This is a genomic window from Rhodococcus sp. B50, assembly GCF_013602415.1.
In the GTDB taxonomy this organism is placed as follows: Bacteria; Actinomycetota; Actinomycetes; order Mycobacteriales; family Mycobacteriaceae; genus Rhodococcus.
In genome coordinates this window covers 544,297-561,003 of the sequence record NZ_WPAG02000002.1, presented here as the reverse complement: position 1 = coordinate 561,003, position 16,707 = coordinate 544,297, and the positions used below count along the sequence as shown (strand labels likewise).

At 69.0% G+C, this 16,707-nt stretch carries 15 protein-coding genes; 8 read left to right on the top strand and 7 right to left on the bottom strand.

All coding sequences use genetic code 11. From position 1 onward, the window contains the following. Window positions 1-129 precede the first annotated feature (129 nt). Window positions 130-792, top strand: coding sequence for a HEAT repeat domain-containing protein (locus GON09_RS02960; RefSeq protein ID WP_213930531.1), 663 nt, complete (start codon window positions 130-132; stop codon window positions 790-792). A 4-nt stretch (window positions 793-796) separates the two neighbouring features. Beyond that, on the top strand, window positions 797-1,798 hold the full coding sequence (locus tag GON09_RS02955; protein ID WP_213930530.1) for a MerR family transcriptional regulator: 1,002 nt from the start codon (window positions 797-799) through the stop codon (window positions 1,796-1,798). A 113-nt stretch (window positions 1,799-1,911) separates the two neighbouring features. On the opposite strand, the gene GON09_RS02950 is transcribed toward GON09_RS02955, so the two are convergent. Both GON09_RS02950 and ctaC read right to left on the bottom strand, forming a co-directional pair. Continuing rightward, window positions 1,912-2,328 carry a cytochrome c oxidase subunit 4 gene (locus tag GON09_RS02950; protein WP_213930529.1) on the bottom strand — a complete coding sequence of 139 codons (417 nt, stop codon included), beginning with the start codon at window positions 2,326-2,328 and terminating at the stop codon, window positions 1,912-1,914. A gap of 33 nt (window positions 2,329-2,361) precedes the next feature. Beyond that, a complete protein-coding gene (gene ctaC / locus GON09_RS02945) occupies window positions 2,362-3,438 on the bottom strand; it encodes an aa3-type cytochrome oxidase subunit II (protein ID WP_213930528.1) in 1,077 nt (358 codons plus the stop codon). A 353-nt stretch (window positions 3,439-3,791) separates the two neighbouring features. Between ctaC and asnB the strand changes: the two genes are divergently transcribed. Next, window positions 3,792-5,717, top strand: coding sequence for an asparagine synthase (glutamine-hydrolyzing) (asnB, locus tag GON09_RS02940; RefSeq protein WP_213930527.1), 1,926 nt, complete (start codon window positions 3,792-3,794; stop codon window positions 5,715-5,717). 70 nt (window positions 5,718-5,787) lie between these two features. Here the strand turns inward: asnB and GON09_RS02935 are convergent, their stop codons facing one another. Together GON09_RS02935 and GON09_RS02930 are read right to left on the bottom strand one after the other, a co-directional pair. After that, window positions 5,788-6,762 (bottom strand): carbohydrate kinase family protein, encoded by a 975-nt coding sequence (locus tag GON09_RS02935; RefSeq protein ID WP_213930526.1) that lies wholly within the window; start codon window positions 6,760-6,762, stop codon window positions 5,788-5,790. Between the two features lie 130 nt (window positions 6,763-6,892). Then, the gene (locus tag GON09_RS02930) at window positions 6,893-7,243 is read right to left on the bottom strand and encodes a HesB/IscA family protein (RefSeq protein ID WP_006554400.1); all 351 of its coding nucleotides are present in this window, start codon (window positions 7,241-7,243) and stop codon (window positions 6,893-6,895) included. 140 nt (window positions 7,244-7,383) lie between these two features. On the opposite strand from GON09_RS02930, the gene GON09_RS02925 reads away from it, so the two are divergent. Continuing rightward, a complete protein-coding gene (locus tag GON09_RS02925; protein ID WP_213930525.1) occupies window positions 7,384-8,058 on the top strand; it encodes a DUF3043 domain-containing protein in 675 nt (224 codons plus the stop codon). Between the two features lie 14 nt (window positions 8,059-8,072). Here the strand turns inward: GON09_RS02925 and GON09_RS02920 are convergent, their stop codons facing one another. Beyond that, on the bottom strand, window positions 8,073-8,306 hold the full coding sequence (locus GON09_RS02920; RefSeq protein ID WP_213930524.1) for a hypothetical protein: 234 nt from the start codon (window positions 8,304-8,306) through the stop codon (window positions 8,073-8,075). A 124-nt stretch (window positions 8,307-8,430) separates the two neighbouring features. Between GON09_RS02920 and cobT the strand changes: the two genes are divergently transcribed. Together cobT and GON09_RS02910 are read left to right on the top strand one after the other, a co-directional pair. Next, entirely contained in the window at window positions 8,431-9,522 is a 1,092-nt protein-coding gene (gene cobT / locus GON09_RS02915; protein ID WP_213930523.1) for a nicotinate-nucleotide--dimethylbenzimidazole phosphoribosyltransferase, read from the top strand. Further along, entirely contained in the window at window positions 9,522-10,286 is a 765-nt protein-coding gene (locus tag GON09_RS02910) for an adenosylcobinamide-GDP ribazoletransferase (protein WP_213930522.1), read from the top strand. The genes cobT and GON09_RS02910 overlap by 1 nt, the downstream gene beginning before the upstream one ends. A gap of 75 nt (window positions 10,287-10,361) precedes the next feature. Here GON09_RS02910 and GON09_RS02905 read toward each other — a convergent pair whose 3' ends face one another. Together GON09_RS02905 and gcvT are read right to left on the bottom strand one after the other, a co-directional pair. After that, window positions 10,362-11,468: a branched-chain amino acid aminotransferase gene (locus GON09_RS02905; RefSeq protein ID WP_213930521.1), complete on the bottom strand. Its 1,107-nt coding sequence runs from the start codon at window positions 11,466-11,468 to the stop codon at window positions 10,362-10,364. 32 nt (window positions 11,469-11,500) lie between these two features. Continuing rightward, window positions 11,501-12,601 carry a glycine cleavage system aminomethyltransferase GcvT gene (gene gcvT / locus GON09_RS02900; RefSeq protein WP_213930520.1) on the bottom strand — a complete coding sequence of 367 codons (1,101 nt, stop codon included), beginning with the start codon at window positions 12,599-12,601 and terminating at the stop codon, window positions 11,501-11,503. 154 nt (window positions 12,602-12,755) lie between these two features. On the opposite strand from gcvT, the gene GON09_RS02895 reads away from it, so the two are divergent. After that, window positions 12,756-14,267, top strand: coding sequence for a leucyl aminopeptidase (locus GON09_RS02895; RefSeq protein ID WP_213930519.1), 1,512 nt, complete (start codon window positions 12,756-12,758; stop codon window positions 14,265-14,267). A gap of 297 nt (window positions 14,268-14,564) precedes the next feature. After that, entirely contained in the window at window positions 14,565-16,661 is a 2,097-nt protein-coding gene (gene sucB, locus GON09_RS02890) for a 2-oxoglutarate dehydrogenase, E2 component, dihydrolipoamide succinyltransferase (RefSeq protein WP_213930518.1), read from the top strand. Window positions 16,662-16,707: the final 46 nt, after the last annotated feature.

Here is a 16,707-nt window from a genome sequence, read left to right as displayed (position 1 = left end):
ACCGGTTCTCCCCTCCCCCACCGGATATCGTCCGGGGCATCATCGGGGCGTATGTCTCGAGCTCGACCGTATGTCTTGACCTTGACACTGTGACAAGCGCTCGAATGGTCGGTGAAGGAGGTGCCATCCATGAGCACACATCACGACCCGTTCGTCCGCGCCCCGAGCGACGCCCTGACCGCCGAGGACGCCACCATACGATTGCGCGCAGCACTCGAGCTGGGCACCGCGGCCGACCCCCGTACTGCGACGGCACTCGTCGAGCGGTGCGCCGTGGAGCCGGACTTCTTCGTCCGCGACATGCTGACCTGGGCACTGTGCCGCCTGCCCACCGAGGTGACCGTGCCGCGACTGCTCGCCGAACTCCGGTCGGACACCACGCAGGCGCGCGACCAGGCCCTGCACACACTGTCGAAGATCGGCGACCCGGTTGCGTGGCCGGCGGTGGCGGGCATGCTTCACGACGAGCACGACGAGGTGGCACGTAGCGCCTGGCGGGCGGCGGTCGCACTCGTCCCGACGGGGGCGGAAAGCGGCCTCGCTGCCGCTCTCGGCGCCGAACTGGGCCGAGGCGACCCAGACCTGCAGCTCAGCCTCGGGCGCGCCCTCGCGGTGCTCGACGAGGCGGCCGTGCCGGTGCTCGACGCGGCGATGAGCAGCCCCGATCCCCGCGTCCGCGCCCACGCCGAAGCCACCGAGCGGATCCGTGTCGATCCCGACAGCGCGTTCGTCCTCTCGCTGGAGACCGCCAAGCGGGTCGCCGCCCTCGGCGCGGGCGGGATCCGGGAGTGACACGATGCTGATCGGTGAGGTCTCGCGGAGGTCCGGCGTCAGCAGCCGCATGCTGCGCCACTACGACCGCCTGGGTCTCGTCACACCGACGGGCCGCACGTCGGGCGGCTACCGCGAGTACACCGAGGACGACCTTCGGAGGCTCTTCCACGTGGAGAGCCTCCGTAGCCTGGGTCTGTCGCTGAACGAGGTCGGGCGCGCGTTGCGGGAACCGGATTTCGCTCCCGCCGAGTTGGTGCGGGAGCTGATGCGGCACACGCGGGAGCGGATCGCCGCCGAGACCGAATTGCTCGCCCGTCTCGAGGACGTCGACGCGGCCTCCCCCACCGGGTGGGACGACGTCCTGCGTCTCGTCGCGTTGCTCCGCGCGTTCGAATCCGACTCGGGATCCCGCCGACAGCAGGCGATCCTGTCCCAGCGCGAAGACACGACATTGCCGGTCGCCTCGCTGGTCGAGGCAGCCCTGTCGGAGGAGGACCCGTTCGTCGCGGGTGCGTTGCGTTGGTCGCTCGCCCGAGCCGCGGACGCAGCGGAGGCCGCACTGCCCGCACTGGAGAGGGGGTTGCGGTCGGCCGAGGCCCCGGTGCGGCGACGGGCGATCGCGGCTCTGGCGGAGCTGCGTGTGCCCGAGTCCACGGCGCTGCTCGAGGAGGCTCTCGGCGACGGCGATTCGAAGGCCCGCGCCATGGTGGCTCTGACGCTCGGGGCGCGGGGCGTGGACGCGGTCGTCCCCGTCCTCGTGGAGATGATCGTGGAGGGCCGGTCGGACGTCGAGGCCGCCGAGGTGCTGGGCCGGCTCGCGGATCGGCCGGCCCTCTCCACGGAGATCGTGCGTGCCGTGCAGCACGGGCTCGGCGGGTCGGACGACACCCGGGTACGCCTGCGCCTCACACAGGCACTCGCGGAGATCCCGGGCTCGGCTGCCCACGACGCTCTCGTGGTCCTGACCGCCGACCCGGATCGGACTGTCGCGGCGACCGCGAGCGTCATCCTCGCCGCCCGCTAGCCGGACCTCCGCCAGGACCCCCTGCCCAGTGAGGGCTCGGACACGCTACGGCCCCGGAAACGCCACGGGCGCCGCACCCGAAGGTGCGGCGCCCGTGTGCGTCGAGAGTCGGCTCAGTGCTTCTCGGGTCCGATGTGGTACTCGAACACCAGTCCGGCGGCTGCGGCGATGATGAGCACAACCGCGAGGACGATCATCCACGGCTGGTAGAAGGCCAGCGCGATCGCAGCGAAAGCTGCTGCACCGGCGAGCAGGATCGGCCAGTAGCTACCCGCACTGAAGAAACCGAGGTCGCCCGCACCGTCGCTGATCTCGGCGTCCTCGTAGTCCTCGGGACGGGTGTCGAGACGACGCGCGACGAAGCGGAAGTAGGTTCCGACGATGAGGGTCAGTCCTGCGGAGAGGACGATGGCCGTCAGGCCGGCCCATTCGATGCCCTTGTCCGACAGCCCGGTGAACACGCCGTACACGATGGCGACGAGCACGAAGAACACCGTCACGACCTCGAAGAGCTTGGCTTCGATCTTCATATCAGCACTTGTCCTTGTCGGGTGAGGTGGCCGTCACTCGCCTGCGGCGACGGTCGCCGACCGGTCCGTGCGGTCGGTCTTGAACGGAGTCGTCGAGGTAGCGATCGGGCTCTGGCCGATGGCTTCGAGCGCGCGAGCGTTCGACAGGCCTTCGCCGCCGTCCTCGACCGGCTTACGGAGCTCGATGTACCGGGCGAAGTCCTCCGGGCTGACCGCGCGGACCTCGAAGTTCATCATCGCGTGGTAGGTGCCGCACATCTCGGCGCAACGGCCGACGAACGAGCCCTCACGATCGATCTCGGAGATCTGGAAGACCGGATCGGAGTTGTTCTCGATCGGGTTCGGGTTCACATCGCGCTTGAACAGGAACTCCGGCACCCAGAAGGCGTGGATGACGTCGGAGGACGCCAGCTGGAACTCGATGCGCTTGCCGGTGGGAAGAACAAGCACCGGAATCTCTTCGCTGGTGCCGATCGTCTCGATCTTGTCGTAGTGCAGGTAGGACAGATCCTCGGCGGGCTTGCCGTGGATCGCTCCCGGAGCCTCGTGCTCCTCACCCGATTCACCGTGCGCGGTGGACGGGTCGTAGGGCTCCTGTGCGACTGCCTCCTCGGCGACCTCGTCGATGCCGTTGTAGGGGGCCGTGCCGTCCTGCAGATCGATCGTCCGGTAGCCGAACTTCCAGTTCCACTGGAACGCCGTCACGTCGACGACGACGTTCGGGTTGTCCTCCTTCTCCAGGACGTAGTTCTGGACCACGACCGTGAAGTAGAAGAGCACACACACGGCGACGAACGGCGCCGCAGTGTAGGCCAGTTCGAGAGGCACGTTGTATGCCGTCTGACGTGGGAACTCCGGGTCGTCCTTACGACGCCGATAGGCGATGATCACCCAGAAGGTGAGTGCCCACACGAGAATTCCCATGACGAGGGCGGCGACAACCGACCACGTCCACAGTTCACGCATACGCTCGGCCTGAGGAGTGATGCCCTCCGGCCAGCCGAAACGAAGGATTTCTTCGCTCGAGCACCCGGTCAGCACCAAGGCTGCAATGCCGAGTGATGCTGCGAGCCCGAACCGCCGAAGGATCCGACCTTGCGCCACGTTCACGCCTTCCTGATCGCCGCAATTCCACTAGGGCACACCCGGAGGGCCGGCCCAATTACTACGCAGCGTAGACCAAACCCGGGCGCTATCCATCGCCGGGGCACGAAGAAAGTGTCGGAGTGGGCGTTTCGACTGGAAGACCCGGCTCGTGACGTCGGTTTTCTCTTGTCTGCCGGCCGGTCGTCGGTGGCACCCGGGCACGACTGCCCGGTCTCGACCGTCTGCGGCATACTTCGATAGAACCAACGCCGGACCCCGAGTGGTAGTTCCCGGTGTCATGCGCGGTGCGGTGTCTCGCGCTGGGCACCCACCGGGGTTCTTCGCGACACCCCCGACCGGAATGAGGTAACCCACGCGTGTGCGGATTGCTCGGGTTTCTGACCACTGACGGCACCAGCGACGACGCCGTCGCGAAGGTGGACGCCGCGATGCACTGTCTGCGCCATCGCGGCCCCGACGAGCACGGCACCTGGCACGACGCCGACCTCGTCTTCGGATTCAACCGCCTGTCGATCATCGACATCGCGCATTCGCACCAGCCGCTGCGCTGGGGCCCGCCGGAGCAGCCGGACCGCTACGCGCTGACCTTCAACGGTGAGATCTACAACTATCTCGAACTGCGCAAAGAGCTCACCGAGACGTTCGGTACCTCTTTCGCGACCGAGGGCGACAGCGAGGCGATCGTCGCGGCCTATCACCACTGGGGTGTTCGCGCGGTCCAGCGCCTGCGGGGCATGTTCGCCTTCGCGATCTGGGACACGCACACCCGCGAGCTGTTCGTCGCCCGCGACCCCTTCGGCATCAAGCCGCTGTTCCTCGCGACGGGTACCGGCGGCACCGCTTTCGGCAGCGAGAAGAAGAGCCTGCTCGAGCTCGCCGACGTGATCGGCATCGACACCGAGCTCGATCCCCGGGCGATCGAGCATTACACGGTGCTGCAGTATGTTCCCGAGCCCGAGACGTTGCACCGGCGGATCCGCCGCCTCGAGTCGGGCTGCTACGCGCGCCTCACACCCGGCGCCGAACCCGAGATCACGCGGTACTTCCACCCGACCTTCCCGGTCCGGCCGTTCGCCGCCGGTCGGGAGCAGGATCGCTACCGCGAGATCGCCGAGGCCCTCGAGGACTCGGTCGCCAAGCACATGCGCGCCGACGTGACCGTCGGATCGTTCCTCTCGGGCGGCATCGACTCCACGGCTATCGCCGCGCTGGCGATGCGTCACAACCCGAAGCTCATCACCTTCACCGCGGGTTTCGAGCGGGAGGGCTACTCCGAGGTCGACGTCGCGGCCGAATCGGCCGCCGCGATCGGCGCCCGGCACGTGGTGCGGGTGGTCTCCCCCAGCGAGTTCGCCGCGGCGATTCCGGAGATCATCTGGTACCTCGACGACCCGGTGGCCGACCCGGCGCTCGTCCCGCTGTGGTTCATCGCCCGGGAAGCCCGCAAGCACGTCAAAGTCGTGTTGTCCGGTGAGGGCGCGGACGAGCTGTTCGGCGGCTACACCATCTACCGCGAGCCGCTGTCGCTGCGGCCGTTCGAGTTCCTCCCGCCGGCTCTGCGCCGGGCTGCCGGAAAGCTGTCGGAGCGGATTCCGGAGGGCACCCGCGGCAAGAGTCTGCTGCACCGCGGCTCGATGACGCTCGAGGAGCGTTACTACGGCAACGCCCGCAGTTTCAACGACGCGCAGCTGCGCTCGGTGTTGCGCGAGTTCCGCCCCGAGTGGACCCATCAGGACGTCACGGCGCCGATCTACGCGCAGTCGGCCGGCTGGGATCCGGTCGCCCGGATGCAGCATCTCGATCTGTTCACCTGGTTGCGCGGCGACATCCTCGTCAAGGCCGACAAGATGACGATGGCCAACTCACTGGAGCTGCGCGTGCCGTTCCTGGACTCCGAGGTGTTCCGGGTGGCCTCGCAGGTGCCCCTCGAGCAGAAGATCACGAAACAGACGACGAAGTACGCGTTGAGGCAGGCGCTGGAGGGCATCGTCCCGCCGCACGTGCTGCACCGCGCGAAGCTGGGCTTCCCGGTGCCGCTGCGGCACTGGCTCGCCGGCACGGAGCTGTTCGACTGGGCGCACGAGGTGATCGCCGAGTCGCAGACCGACCACCTGCTCGACAAGGCCGCGGTCGCGAAGATGCTCGACGAGCACCGGACCGGCCCGATCGATCACAGCCGCCGCCTGTGGACGGTGCTGTGCTTCATGGTCTGGCACGGGATCTTCGTGGAGAAGCGCATCGTGCCGCAGATCCAGGAACCGGCCTACCCGGTGGAGATCTGACGGGCGCGACGGGAAACGGCCGCGAGCTCCCTCACCGGGACTCGCGGCCGTTCGTCGTTCCGGTCCGGCGTCAGGCGCCGAGAACCGCGCCGATCTCGTCGGCGGCGGCGGTGCCGTAGGCGTCGGCGAGACGCTTGAGGGCATCGGCGCGGTCGAAGGTCCATTCCTGGGTGCCGGTGGTCTCGAGGACGTGCACCGCGACCAGCGAGCCGAGCTGCGCGGCGCGTTCGATGCTCAGGCCGGAGCGGTGGCCGAGCAGGAAGCCGGCACGGAAGGCGTCGCCCACACCGGTGGGGTCGACCTTGGCGCGTTCGGGCACCACACCGACCTTCACCGAGTTGCCGTCACGGTCGACGATCTTCGCGCCGTCGCCGCCGAGGGTGGTGATGCGCATCCCGACCTTCGCCTGCACCTCGTCCTCGGTGAGCCCGGTCTTCTGCAGCAGCAGTCCCCACTCGTACTCGTTGGTGAACAGGTACTCGGCGCCGTCGATGAGCTGCGCGCTCTCCTGGCCGTTCAGGCGGGCGAGCTGCTGGGACGGGTCGGCGACGAACGGAACCCCGAGCCGGCGGCACTCCTCGGTGTGCCGGATCATCGCGTCGGGATCGTTGGCGCCGACGAGCACGAGATCGACTCCGTGCTTGTCGACCACGTCCGCGATCGAGATCTCGCGGGCCTCGGACATCGCACCGGGATAGAACGAGGCGATCTGCGCCATGTCCAGGTCGGTGGTGCACACGAAGCGCGCGGTGTGGGCGGTGTGCGAGATCCGCACGGACGAGCAGTCGACCCCGTGGTTCTCGAGCCACGTGCGGTATTCGGCGAAGTCGGCACCGACGGCACCGACGAGCACCGGCGTTCCGCCGAGGACGCCCATCGCGAACGCGATGTTGCCTCCCACTCCGCCGCGGCGGACGACGAGGTCGTCGACGAGGAAGCTCAGGGAGATGTGCGCGAGCTGGTCGGCGAGCAGCTGCTCGGCGAACCGGCCGGGGAAACGCATGAGGTGGTCGGTGGCGATGGAGCCGGTCACGGCGATGGTCACGTGGCTGAGCCTTTCCGCGGATGTCGGGTGGTGTGGCTGCTCACACGGAGAGCCGTAGCGGTCCCACGGTACTACCGCGGAAACGACGGAACCCCGGCGCCGTGAAGCGCCGGGGTTCCGAAGTGCGTCCTCAGTTGAACGAGTCGCCGCAGGCGCACGACCCCGTGGCGTTCGGGTTGTCGATGGTGAAGCCCTGCTTCTCGATGGTGTCGACGAAGTCGATCGACGCACCCTCGACGTACGGCGCGCTCATCCGGTCGACGGCGAGCGTCACACCGGCGAATTCCTTGGTGAGGTCTCCGTCCAGCGTGCGATCGTCGAAGAACAGCTGGTACCGCAGACCGGCACAGCCTCCGGGCTGCACGGCGATACGCAGTGCGAGGTCGTCGCGGCCCTCCTGATCGAGCAGTGCCTTCGCCTTCGCAGCGGCGGCCTCGGTCAGGATGACGCCGTGAGTATCGGTCTCTTGCTGCACAGTCATGGGCGCTCCCTGTCGTTCGTGTCGAAACCCGATGGTTCAACGGTACCGCGCCGGAATCTATTCCTCGTGGACGAGTTGCGCCGAGCGTGGTATGACACGCGGATTTTCCGCTTCTCTCCACTATCCCATAGCCTGGTGGTGTGAAGTTGCTACGCCGCGGTGGTTCCGACGACTCCGCCGATCACCAGGTTCCTGCGACCGAGGACTCCCCGGCCGCGACTCCCGACGACTCCGCGTCCGCGAAAGCGACCGCCGGCAAGGGGCGACCGACGCCCAAACGGCGCGACGCCGAGAGCCGCCGTCGCGGTCCCGTCGCCCCTGCTCCGCTGACTGCGAAGGAAGCACGCGAGCGGCGCAAGGCCGCGCGCAAGTCGCAGAGCAAGGACGAGCGTAAGGCAGCTGCCGCACAGCGCCGCGCCGACGCCGCCGAGCGCCGCAACCGGATGCTCGCGGGTGAGGAGAAGTTCCTGCTTCCCCGCGACCGCGGCCCCGTGCGCGCCTACGTGCGCGATCTCGTCGACAGCCGGCGCAATCTCGTCGGACTGTTCATGCCGCTCGCGCTCGTGCTCATCATGTCGATGTTCCTCGGCCCGGTGGTGCAGCAGTACATCACGCTCGCGATGTTCGTGATGATGCTGCTGATGGTCATCGAGGGCGTCTACCTCGGGCGCATGGTCAACAAGAAGGCGCGCGAGCGCTTCCCGGATTCGACGGACGGCGGCTTCGGGCTCGGCTGGTACGCCTTCGTGCGTGCCTCCCAGATCAAGAAGCTGCGTGCGCCGCTCCCCCGGGTCGGCCCGGGCGACGCCGTCTGACACCAGCGCACCCTTCAGTGGTGAGGCGCTCCGCACGCGACCGGCGGTAGCCGCCGGATCTCGGCCGCGGCCTGCATGTCCTGCGACATGTGGTGCCGCGGCCGAGTCGTCTCCGCGGGGCGCTCCCAGTGGAATCGCCAGGGCGCTCGCCGGACCCATGCAGGCGCGGGTGCGTTCCTGCGGCGCAGCACTTCGAAACCGACGGCCAGGGTGGACAGGACCACGAGAGTGACTGCGAGTTCGATCATGCATCGATCCTCCGGCCGACGAAGGCCACCTGGAAGTGGCAGCAAGGACGCATAACGTCGAATTCCTGCCAGGGCTCGTCGATTGATAGCGTCCTAGCGTGAAGATCCGTCCGAGAGGTGACCTGTGACCAGCGGTTCCGATTCCCCCGCCGACGTCGACTTTCCGCGCGTCGACCTGCCCGATCTCGAAGCACGTGTCGCCGCCGAGGAACGTCAGCGGGATCTGACGAAACCCGCCGGGTCACTCGGACGACTCGAGGACCTCGGTTGCTGGGTCGCGGCCTGCCAGGGCGAGGTCCCGCCTCATCCCTTCCGTCGACCGCGGGTCGTGGTCTTCGCCGGCGACCACGGTGTCGCTCGCCATGGGGTCTCGGCCTATCCACCAGAGGTCACCGCGCAGATGGTCGCGAACCTGTCCGGGGGCGGTGCCGCCGTGAACGTGCTCGCCGCAGCCGCCGGGGCAGGCGTGCGGGTAGTCGACATGGCGGTCGAGAGCGATACCTCCCCCGAGGTGTCCGCATTCAAGATCCGGCGCTCGAGCGGCAGCATCGACCGCGAGGACGCGCTGACCCACGACGAGACCGTCCGCGCGATCGAAGCCGGCCGCACACTCGCCGACCGGGAGGTCGACGAGGGCGCCGATCTGCTCGTCGCGGGCGACATGGGGATCGGGAACACCACTCCCGCAACCGTTCTCATCGCCACTCTTACGTCCACCGAGCCCGTCGCCGCGGTCGGTCGCGGCACCGGCGTGGACGACGCGGGATGGATGCGCAAGGTCACGGCCATCCGCGATGCCATGTGGCGGGCGCGGCCCCACGTGCGCACGCCCGTCGCCCTGCTGCGCACCGCAGGTGGAGCCGATTTCGCGGCGATGGCAGGTTTCCTCGCGCAGGCCTCGGTGCGCCGGACGCCGGTGATCCTCGACGGGGTCGTTGTCACGGCCGCCGCGATGGTCGCCGAGGAACTCGCGCCCGGCGCGGCACGCTGGTGGGTGGCCGGCCACCGCTCGGCCGAACCCGCGCACGGCATCGCGCTGCGCCACCTCCGCCTCGAACCGATCGTCGACCTCGGTATGCGCCTCGGTGAAGGGTCGGGTGCCGTCACGGCACTTCCGGTTCTGCAGGGTGCGGTCGCGATCCTCTCGCAGATGGCGACATTCTCCGAAGCGGGCGTCAGCACCCGCGACGAGACCACCCCGGCGACCACCGACTGATGGTCCGCGCCTGGCCGGCCGGGGTCGCGCTGGCCCTGTCGTGGTTGACGGTCCTGCCCGCACGGGGTCCCGCCGAAATCGATCGGACGGTCGCCGGACGCGCAATCTCCGCAGCGCCGATCGCCGGGGCCGTACTCGCCGCCGCAGCCACGGCTGTCTGTCTGATCGCCTCCACCGTCGGTGCCCCACCGCTGGTGACAGGCCTGCTGGGCGTCGGTGCGCTGGCGGTGGGCACCCGGGGGATGCACGTCGACGGACTGAGCGACACCGCCGACGGCCTCGGTTGCTACGGACCTCCCGAGCGGGCGCGTGAGGTGATGCACAGCGGCGGCGCAGGTCCGTTCGGCGTCGTGGCGCTCATCATCGTCCTCGGGCTGCAGGCCGCTTCGTTCGGTGCGCTCGCCGACACTCACGCGTGGTGGGCCGTCGCCTTCGCGGTCTTCACCGGACGCGTCGCGGTGGTCGTGGCGTGCCGGCGCGGGGTGCCCGCCGCGCCCGGCAGCAGCTTCGGCTCGCTCGTGTCGGGCACCCAGGACGTCGTGCCCATCGCGCTGTGGTCGCTGTCGGCCGTGGTGCTGTCGGTCGTGTGCCTGCCCGGCCCGGTCTGGGCCGGGCCGCTCGTCGTGGTGGTGGTGCTGGTCGCGGCGGCGTTCTTCGCACGGCACTGCGTCGCGCGCTTCGGTGGCCTGAACGGGGACGTGCTCGGCGCGGTTTCCGAGGGCACGGTCGCCGCCGTCGCGGTGGCGGCGGCGAGCCTGCTCTGATCGCGATCCCTCCGGAAAACGCCGTAGGGGTGCTGCCGGATTCCGGCAGCACCCCTACGTTCGTTCGTGGCTACGTCACTTGCGCAGTGTCGTCATCCATCCGTGGGTGTCGGCGAAGGTGCCGCGCTGGATGCCCGTCAGGGTGTCGCGCAGGGCCATCGTGATCGGGCCGGGCTCACCGTCGGCGATGGTGAACTCTCCGTCCTTGTCCTTGACGCTTCCGACCGGCGTGATGACCGCGGCGGTGCCGCACGCGAACACCTCTGTGATCTCGCCGCTGTTGGCCTTCTCGCGCCACTCGTCGGTGCTGATGCGCCGCTCCTCCACTGCGAGACCGGAGTCCTTGGCGAGGGTGAGCAGCGAGTCGCGGGTGATGCCGGGGAGCAGCGAGCCGGACAGCTCCGGGGTGACGAGGCGCGCGTCGGCACCGGACCCGTACACGAAGTACAGGTTCATGCCGCCCATCTCCTCGACGTACTTGCGCTCGATCGCGTCGAGCCAGACCACCTGGTCACATCCCTGTTCCGCGGCGTGCGCCTGCGCGACGAGCGACGCAGCGTAGTTGCCGGCGAACTTCGCGGCGCCGGTGCCGCCCGGTGAGGCGCGCACGTACTCACGGGAGAGCCACACGTTGACGGGCTTCACGCCGCGCGGGAAGTAGGCGCCTGCCGGCGACGCGATGACGAGGAACTTGTACTCCTTCGCGGGCCGCACGCCGAGAGCCGGCTCGGTCGCGAAGGCGAAGGGACGCAGGTAGAGAGAATCCTCGCCGCCCGCGGCCGGAACCCACTCGTTGTCGACCTCGACCAGCTCGGTGATCGACTGCACGAACAGCTCCGGCGGCAGATACGGCATTGCGATGCGTTCGGCGGAGCGGTTCATGCGCGCCGCGTTGGCCTCCACCCGGAACGAGGCGATGCTGCCGTCGGCCTGACGATAGGCCTTGAGGCCCTCGAAGATCGCCTGACCGTAGTGCAGGACCATCGCGGCCGGATCGAGGGAGATCGGGGCGTACGGCTCGACCTTCGCGTCGTGCCAGCCGATCCCGTCGGTGTAGGTGATCGACACCATGTGATCGGTGAAGTGCTGCCCGAAACCGGGATTCGACAGAACCTCCTGGCGCCGCTCCGCAGAGCTCGGTGAAGGATGCTGGACGCGGGCGAATTCGAGGACACCTGTCATGGAGGACAATGGTACAACCGCCTGCAGAAGCCCTATCTGGTGTGGTCCTCGACGAACGGCGGAGCCACCACTTCGGCACGCAGCGACCGTCCGCGCACGTCCACGCTCACTTCGTCGCCGGGTTCGAGTCCGGCGGCGGTGTCGAGGAGTGCGAGGGCGATGCCGATCTTGAGGGTCGGAGAGAAGGTTCCCGAGGTGGTCCGGCCGACCTCGGCGCCGTCGCGCAGCACCGTCAGATCCTGCCGCAGGACCCCGCGATCGAGTGCCCGCAGACCCCACAGCTTCCGTGCCGGGCCCGCCTCCTTCTCCCCGATCAGCGCGTCGCGGCCCCAGAACTGAGGCTTCTTCCAGCCCACGGCCCAACCGACCCGCGCCTGGAGCGGCGAGATGTCCACGGACAGCTCGTGCCCGTGCAGCGCGTAGCCCATCTCGGTGCGCAGGGTGTCGCGGGCACCGAGACCGGCGGCCTGCCCGCCCTGGGCGCGGACGGCCTCGAGCAGGGCACGAAAGACGCGCTCCGCGTCGTCCCAGCGAGGCAGCACCTCGAAACCGCGCTCACCGGTGTACCCGCTGCGGCACACCCGCACCGGAGCACCTTCGTATTCGGCGTCGGCGAATCCCATATAGGCGATGTCGGTGGGCAGTCCCAGCGCCTCGAGGACGTCGACGGACTTCGGTCCCTGGACGGCGAAGACCGCATGGTCTCGATGCTGGTTCGTCACAGTGACGCCTGCCGGCGCCGCCGCAGACAACGCCTCGACGACCGCGGCCGTGTTGGCCGCGTTGGGAACGAGGAAAAGTTCGCTGTCGGAGACGTAGTAGACGATCAGGTCGTCGACCACACCGCCACTCTCGGTGCAACACAGCGTGTACTGCGCCTTACCGGGAGCGATCCGAGTGAGGTCGTTGGTGAGGGTCGTGTTCAGGAACTCGGCGGCGCCCGGCCCGGCGACGAGAGCCTTGCCCAGGTGGCTGACGTCGAACAGTCCCACCGACTCGCGCACGGCCGTGTGCTCGGCGACCGTCCCCGCGTAGGAGACCGGCATCTCCCAGCCGCCGAACGGAGCGAAGGTCGCGCCGAGTTCGACGTGCACGGCGTGGATGGGCCCCTGCTTCAGTTCCTCGTCACTCATGGCGTACGACGCTATCCCACCGCCACCGTGTCCGACAGCGACGTCCGGCGTCGGTGTCATTAGGGTCGATGACATCGAGGCGATTCCCCTCGCACCGAACGACGCCGCACCCGAACGACTCGCTCGTTCCCGATCACCTCCAAGGAGATGCCCTGTGAGTGCACCCACTCCCGATCTTCCCGAACTCGTTCTCGCCGGTTCGGTATCCAAGCGAGCCGATGTACTCGTGATCGGACTGACCTCCGCCGACGGCAGCCCCGAGATCCTCGCGGGTGACGCACCGGTCGACGAAGCGGTTCTCGGTGAACTGCTCGACACCCTCGTCGCCGTGGGCGCGAAGGGCCGCAGCGAAGAACTCACGCGCGTCCCGGCACCTGCGTCGCTGCCCGTGGCGAGCGTGCTCGCCGTCGGTCTCGGTGATGCCGACAAGATCGACGCCGAGCAGGTCCGTCGTTCTGCCGGCACCGCGGCACGCGCGCTGACGGGTGTGGAGACGGTCGCGACCACGCTGTCCGCCGTCGACCTCGGTGCCGCGGCGGAAGGGTTCGCGCTCGGCGCCTACACCTACACCGAGTTCCGGTCGGAGAAGTCCGCGCCGAAAGAGGACGCCCGGCCGGTCGCGCGGGTGGAACTGCTGGTGCCGTCGACCCGCGACCGCGCCGCCAAGGCCGCCCTCACTCGCGCCACCGTGATCGCCGAGGCCGTCGCGACGGCCCGGAATTTCGTGAACACCCCGCCCAGCCACCTGTTCCCGGCCGAGTTCGCCGAGCGGGCGAAGGCACTCGGTGAGGCCGCCGGGCTGAAGGTCGAGATCCTCGACGAGAAGGCACTCGAGAAGAAGGGCTTCGGCGGCATCGTCGGCGTCGGCAAGGGATCGTCGCGTCCCCCGCGTCTCGTGCGCCTGTCCTACTCGTCGAAGAAGCGCAAGGCTCCGAAGGTCGCTCTCGTGGGCAAGGGCATCACCTTCGACACCGGCGGCATCTCCATCAAGCCCGCCGCCGGCATGGAGGCGATGACCTCCGACATGGCCGGTGCCGCCGCAGTGGTCGCGACGGTCGTGCTCGCCGCGAAGCTCGGTGTCGCGGCCGACGTCACCGCCACTGTGCCGATGGCCGAGAACATGCCGTCGTCCACGGCGCAACGGCCGGGCGACGTGCTGACCCAGTACGGCGGAACCACCGTCGAGGTCATCAACACCGATGCCGAGGGTCGCCTGATCCTCGCCGACGCCATCGTGCGCGCGTGCGAGGACGATCCCGACTACCTCATCGACACCGCGACGCTCACCGGCGCCCAGATGGTCGCCCTCGGCACCCGGACCCCGGGCGTCATGGGGCACGACGAGTTCCGCGACCGCGTGGCCGCGCTGTCCCAGGAGGTCGGCGAGAACGGCTGGCCGATGCCGTTCCCGAAGGAACTGCGCGGCGACCTCGAGTCCCGCGTGGCCGACCTCGCGAACGTCTCCCCCCACCGGTGGGGCGGCATGCTCACGGCCGGCATCTTCCTGAAGGAGTTCGTCGCCGAGGGTGTGCAGTGGGCCCACATCGACGTCGCCGGCCCGGCGTTCAACACCGGCGGACCGTTCGGTTACGTCGGCAAGGGCGGCACCGGAGTGCCCGTGCGCACGATGCTCGCTGTGATCGAGGACGTCGCCGCCAACGGATGATCGCCCGCACCGGTCCTCTTCCGGAGACCTCAGCGGAGGCGAGGGAGAGGACCGGTGTGATCGGCAACAGCCGAACCCCCGGTGTGAAGTGATCCGCCCCTCCCCGAACGTCACCGAAAGATAGGTGCAAGGATGGGTGTGGCCATGCCCCGCCGGTATCGGCCCGACCGAACACGTGAACCAGCAGGCACGGGGTCCCTGCCCCGCGCACAATGGTCAACGACCACACAATGGTCGGCGACCACGAGTCGGTACAACTCAACACACACGAACACAACCGTCGAGGAGTCAACAGACATGGCCTTCTCCGTCCAGATGCCAGCGCTTGGTGAGAGCGTCACCGAGGGAACTGTCACGCGATGGCTCAAGCAGGAAGGAGACACGGTCGAAGTCGACGAGCCCCTGCTCGAAGTCTCCACGGACAAGGTCGACACCGAGATCCCGTCGCCTGCCGCCGGCGTGCTGGTCAAGATCGTCGCCCAGGAGGACGACACGGTCGAGATCGGTGGCGAACTGGCCGTGATCGGTGACGCCGGTGAGGAGGCCGGCGACGGTTCAGCACCCGCCGCCGAAGAGGCACCGGCCGAGCAGGCCCCCGCGGAGGAACCCGCCGCCGAATCCGCTCCCGCGCAGCCCGCATCCTCGGGCGGCAGCGGCGAAGGCACCCCGGTCACCATGCCGGCGCTCGGCGAGTCCGTCACCGAAGGCACCGTCACCCGCTGGCTCAAGGCAGTCGGCGACGAGGTCGCCGTCGACGAGCCGCTCCTCGAGGTCTCCACCGACAAGGTCGACACCGAGATCCCGTCCCCCGTCGCCGGCATCCTCACCGAGATCTCCGCGCAGGAGGACGAGACCGTCGAGGTCGGCGGACAGCTCGCCGTCATCGGCGGTGACGCCCCCGCCGAGCAGTCCGCGCCCGCCGCCGACTCCGCTCCGGCGGTCGAGCCCACCACCGAACCCTCGGAGGAGGCCGCTCCGGCTCCGTCCGAGCCCGCGCAGCCCGCATCCTCGGGCGGTAGCGGCGAAGGCACCCCGGTCACCATGCCGGCGCTCGGCGAGTCCGTCACCGAAGGCACCGTCACCCGCTGGCTCAAGGCAGTCGGCGACGAGGTCGCCGTCGACGAGCCGCTCCTCGAGGTCTCCACCGACAAGGTCGACACCGAGATCCCGTCCCCCGTCGCCGGCATCCTCACCGAGATCTCCGCGCAGGAGGACGAGACCGTCGAGGTCGGCGGACAGCTCGCCGTCATCGGCAGCGAGGCTCCGGCCCAGCAGTCCGCTCCCGCCGAGGAAAAGCCTGCGCCGAAGCAGGAGGCCCCGAAGCAGGAGGCCCCGAAGCCCGCCGCCCAGCCGCAGGCGCCGAAGGTCGAACAGGCCACCCCGGCACCCGCACCGAAGCCCGTCGGTACCGCGACCTCGACTCCGAAGCCCGCGCCGCAGGAGGAGTCCACCCCGAGCGGTGCGACGCCGTACGTCACCCCGCTGGTCCGCAAGCTCGCGTCGCAGCACGGCGTCGACCTGTCCACGGTCCAGGGCACCGGTGTCGGTGGCCGAATCCGCAAGCAGGACGTCCTCGCCGCCGCCGAGGGCGGCAAGCCCGCGGCCGGTGCCGAGCAGAAGGCCGCGGCTCCCGCCGGGCCGGCGCCGGGCGTCCGTCCCGAGCTCGCCAAGCTGCGCGGCACGACGCAGAAGGTCAACCGGATCCGTCAGATCACGGCGAAGAAGACCCGCGAGTCGCTGCAGAGCACTGCGCAGCTCACCCAGACCTTCGAGGTCGACGTCACCAAGATCACCCAGATGCGGGCGCAGGCGAAGAAGGCGTTCTCCGAGCGTGAGGGCGTCAACCTCACCTTCCTGCCGTTCTTCGCGAAGGCCGTCGTCGAGGCGCTGCGGGCGCATCCGAACGTCAACGCCTCCTTCGACGAGGACAAGAAGGAGATCACCTACCACGCCGCCGAGCATCTCGGTATCGCCGTGGACACCGAGCAGGGCCTGCTCTCGCCGGTGATCCACAATGCCGGCGACCTGTCGCTGGCCGAGCTCGCCCGCGCGATCGCCGACATCGCCGAGCGTGCCCGCAAGGGTGGTCTCAAGCCCGACGAGCTCGCCGGTGGCACCTTCACCATCACCAACATCGGTAGCCAGGGCGCGTTGTTCGACACCCCGATCCTTGTGCCGCCGCAGGCCGCGATGCTCGGAACCGGTGCGATCGTCAAGCGTCCCGTCGTCGTGAACGACGAGACCGGCAACGAGTCGATCGGTGTGCGGTCGATGTGCTACCTGCCGCTCACCTACGATCACCGCCTGATCGACGGTGCCGACGCGGGCCGATTCCTCAAGACGATCAAGCATCGTCTCGAGGAGGGCGCGTTCGAGTCCGAACTGGGACTGTAGGTCCGAAGAACCGGACGACGATCCGGGCAACGTCCGCGGGGGCATC

Bases quoted from the DNA above. Each gene is read 5' to 3' on its own strand.
- GON09_RS02920 (WP_213930524.1), bottom strand. From the start codon at position 8,306: ATGATCGAACTCGCAGTCACTCTCGTGGTCCTGTCCACCCTGGCCGTC.
- GON09_RS02905 (WP_213930521.1), bottom strand. From the start codon at position 11,468: ATGACAGGTGTCCTCGAATTCGCCCGCGTCCAGCATCCTTCACCGAGC.
- GON09_RS02960 (WP_213930531.1), top strand. From the start codon at position 130: ATGAGCACACATCACGACCCGTTCGTCCGCGCCCCGAGCGACGCCCTG.
- GON09_RS02930 (WP_006554400.1), bottom strand. From the start codon at position 7,243: ATGACTGTGCAGCAAGAGACCGATACTCACGGCGTCATCCTGACCGAG.
- gcvT (WP_213930520.1), bottom strand. From the start codon at position 12,601: ATGAGTGACGAGGAACTGAAGCAGGGGCCCATCCACGCCGTGCACGTC.
- GON09_RS02950 (WP_213930529.1), bottom strand. From the start codon at position 2,328: ATGAAGATCGAAGCCAAGCTCTTCGAGGTCGTGACGGTGTTCTTCGTG.
- GON09_RS02910 (WP_213930522.1), top strand. From the start codon at position 9,522: ATGGTCCGCGCCTGGCCGGCCGGGGTCGCGCTGGCCCTGTCGTGGTTG.
- sucB (WP_213930518.1), top strand. From the start codon at position 14,565: ATGGCCTTCTCCGTCCAGATGCCAGCGCTTGGTGAGAGCGTCACCGAG.
- GON09_RS02955 (WP_213930530.1), top strand. From the start codon at position 797: ATGCTGATCGGTGAGGTCTCGCGGAGGTCCGGCGTCAGCAGCCGCATG.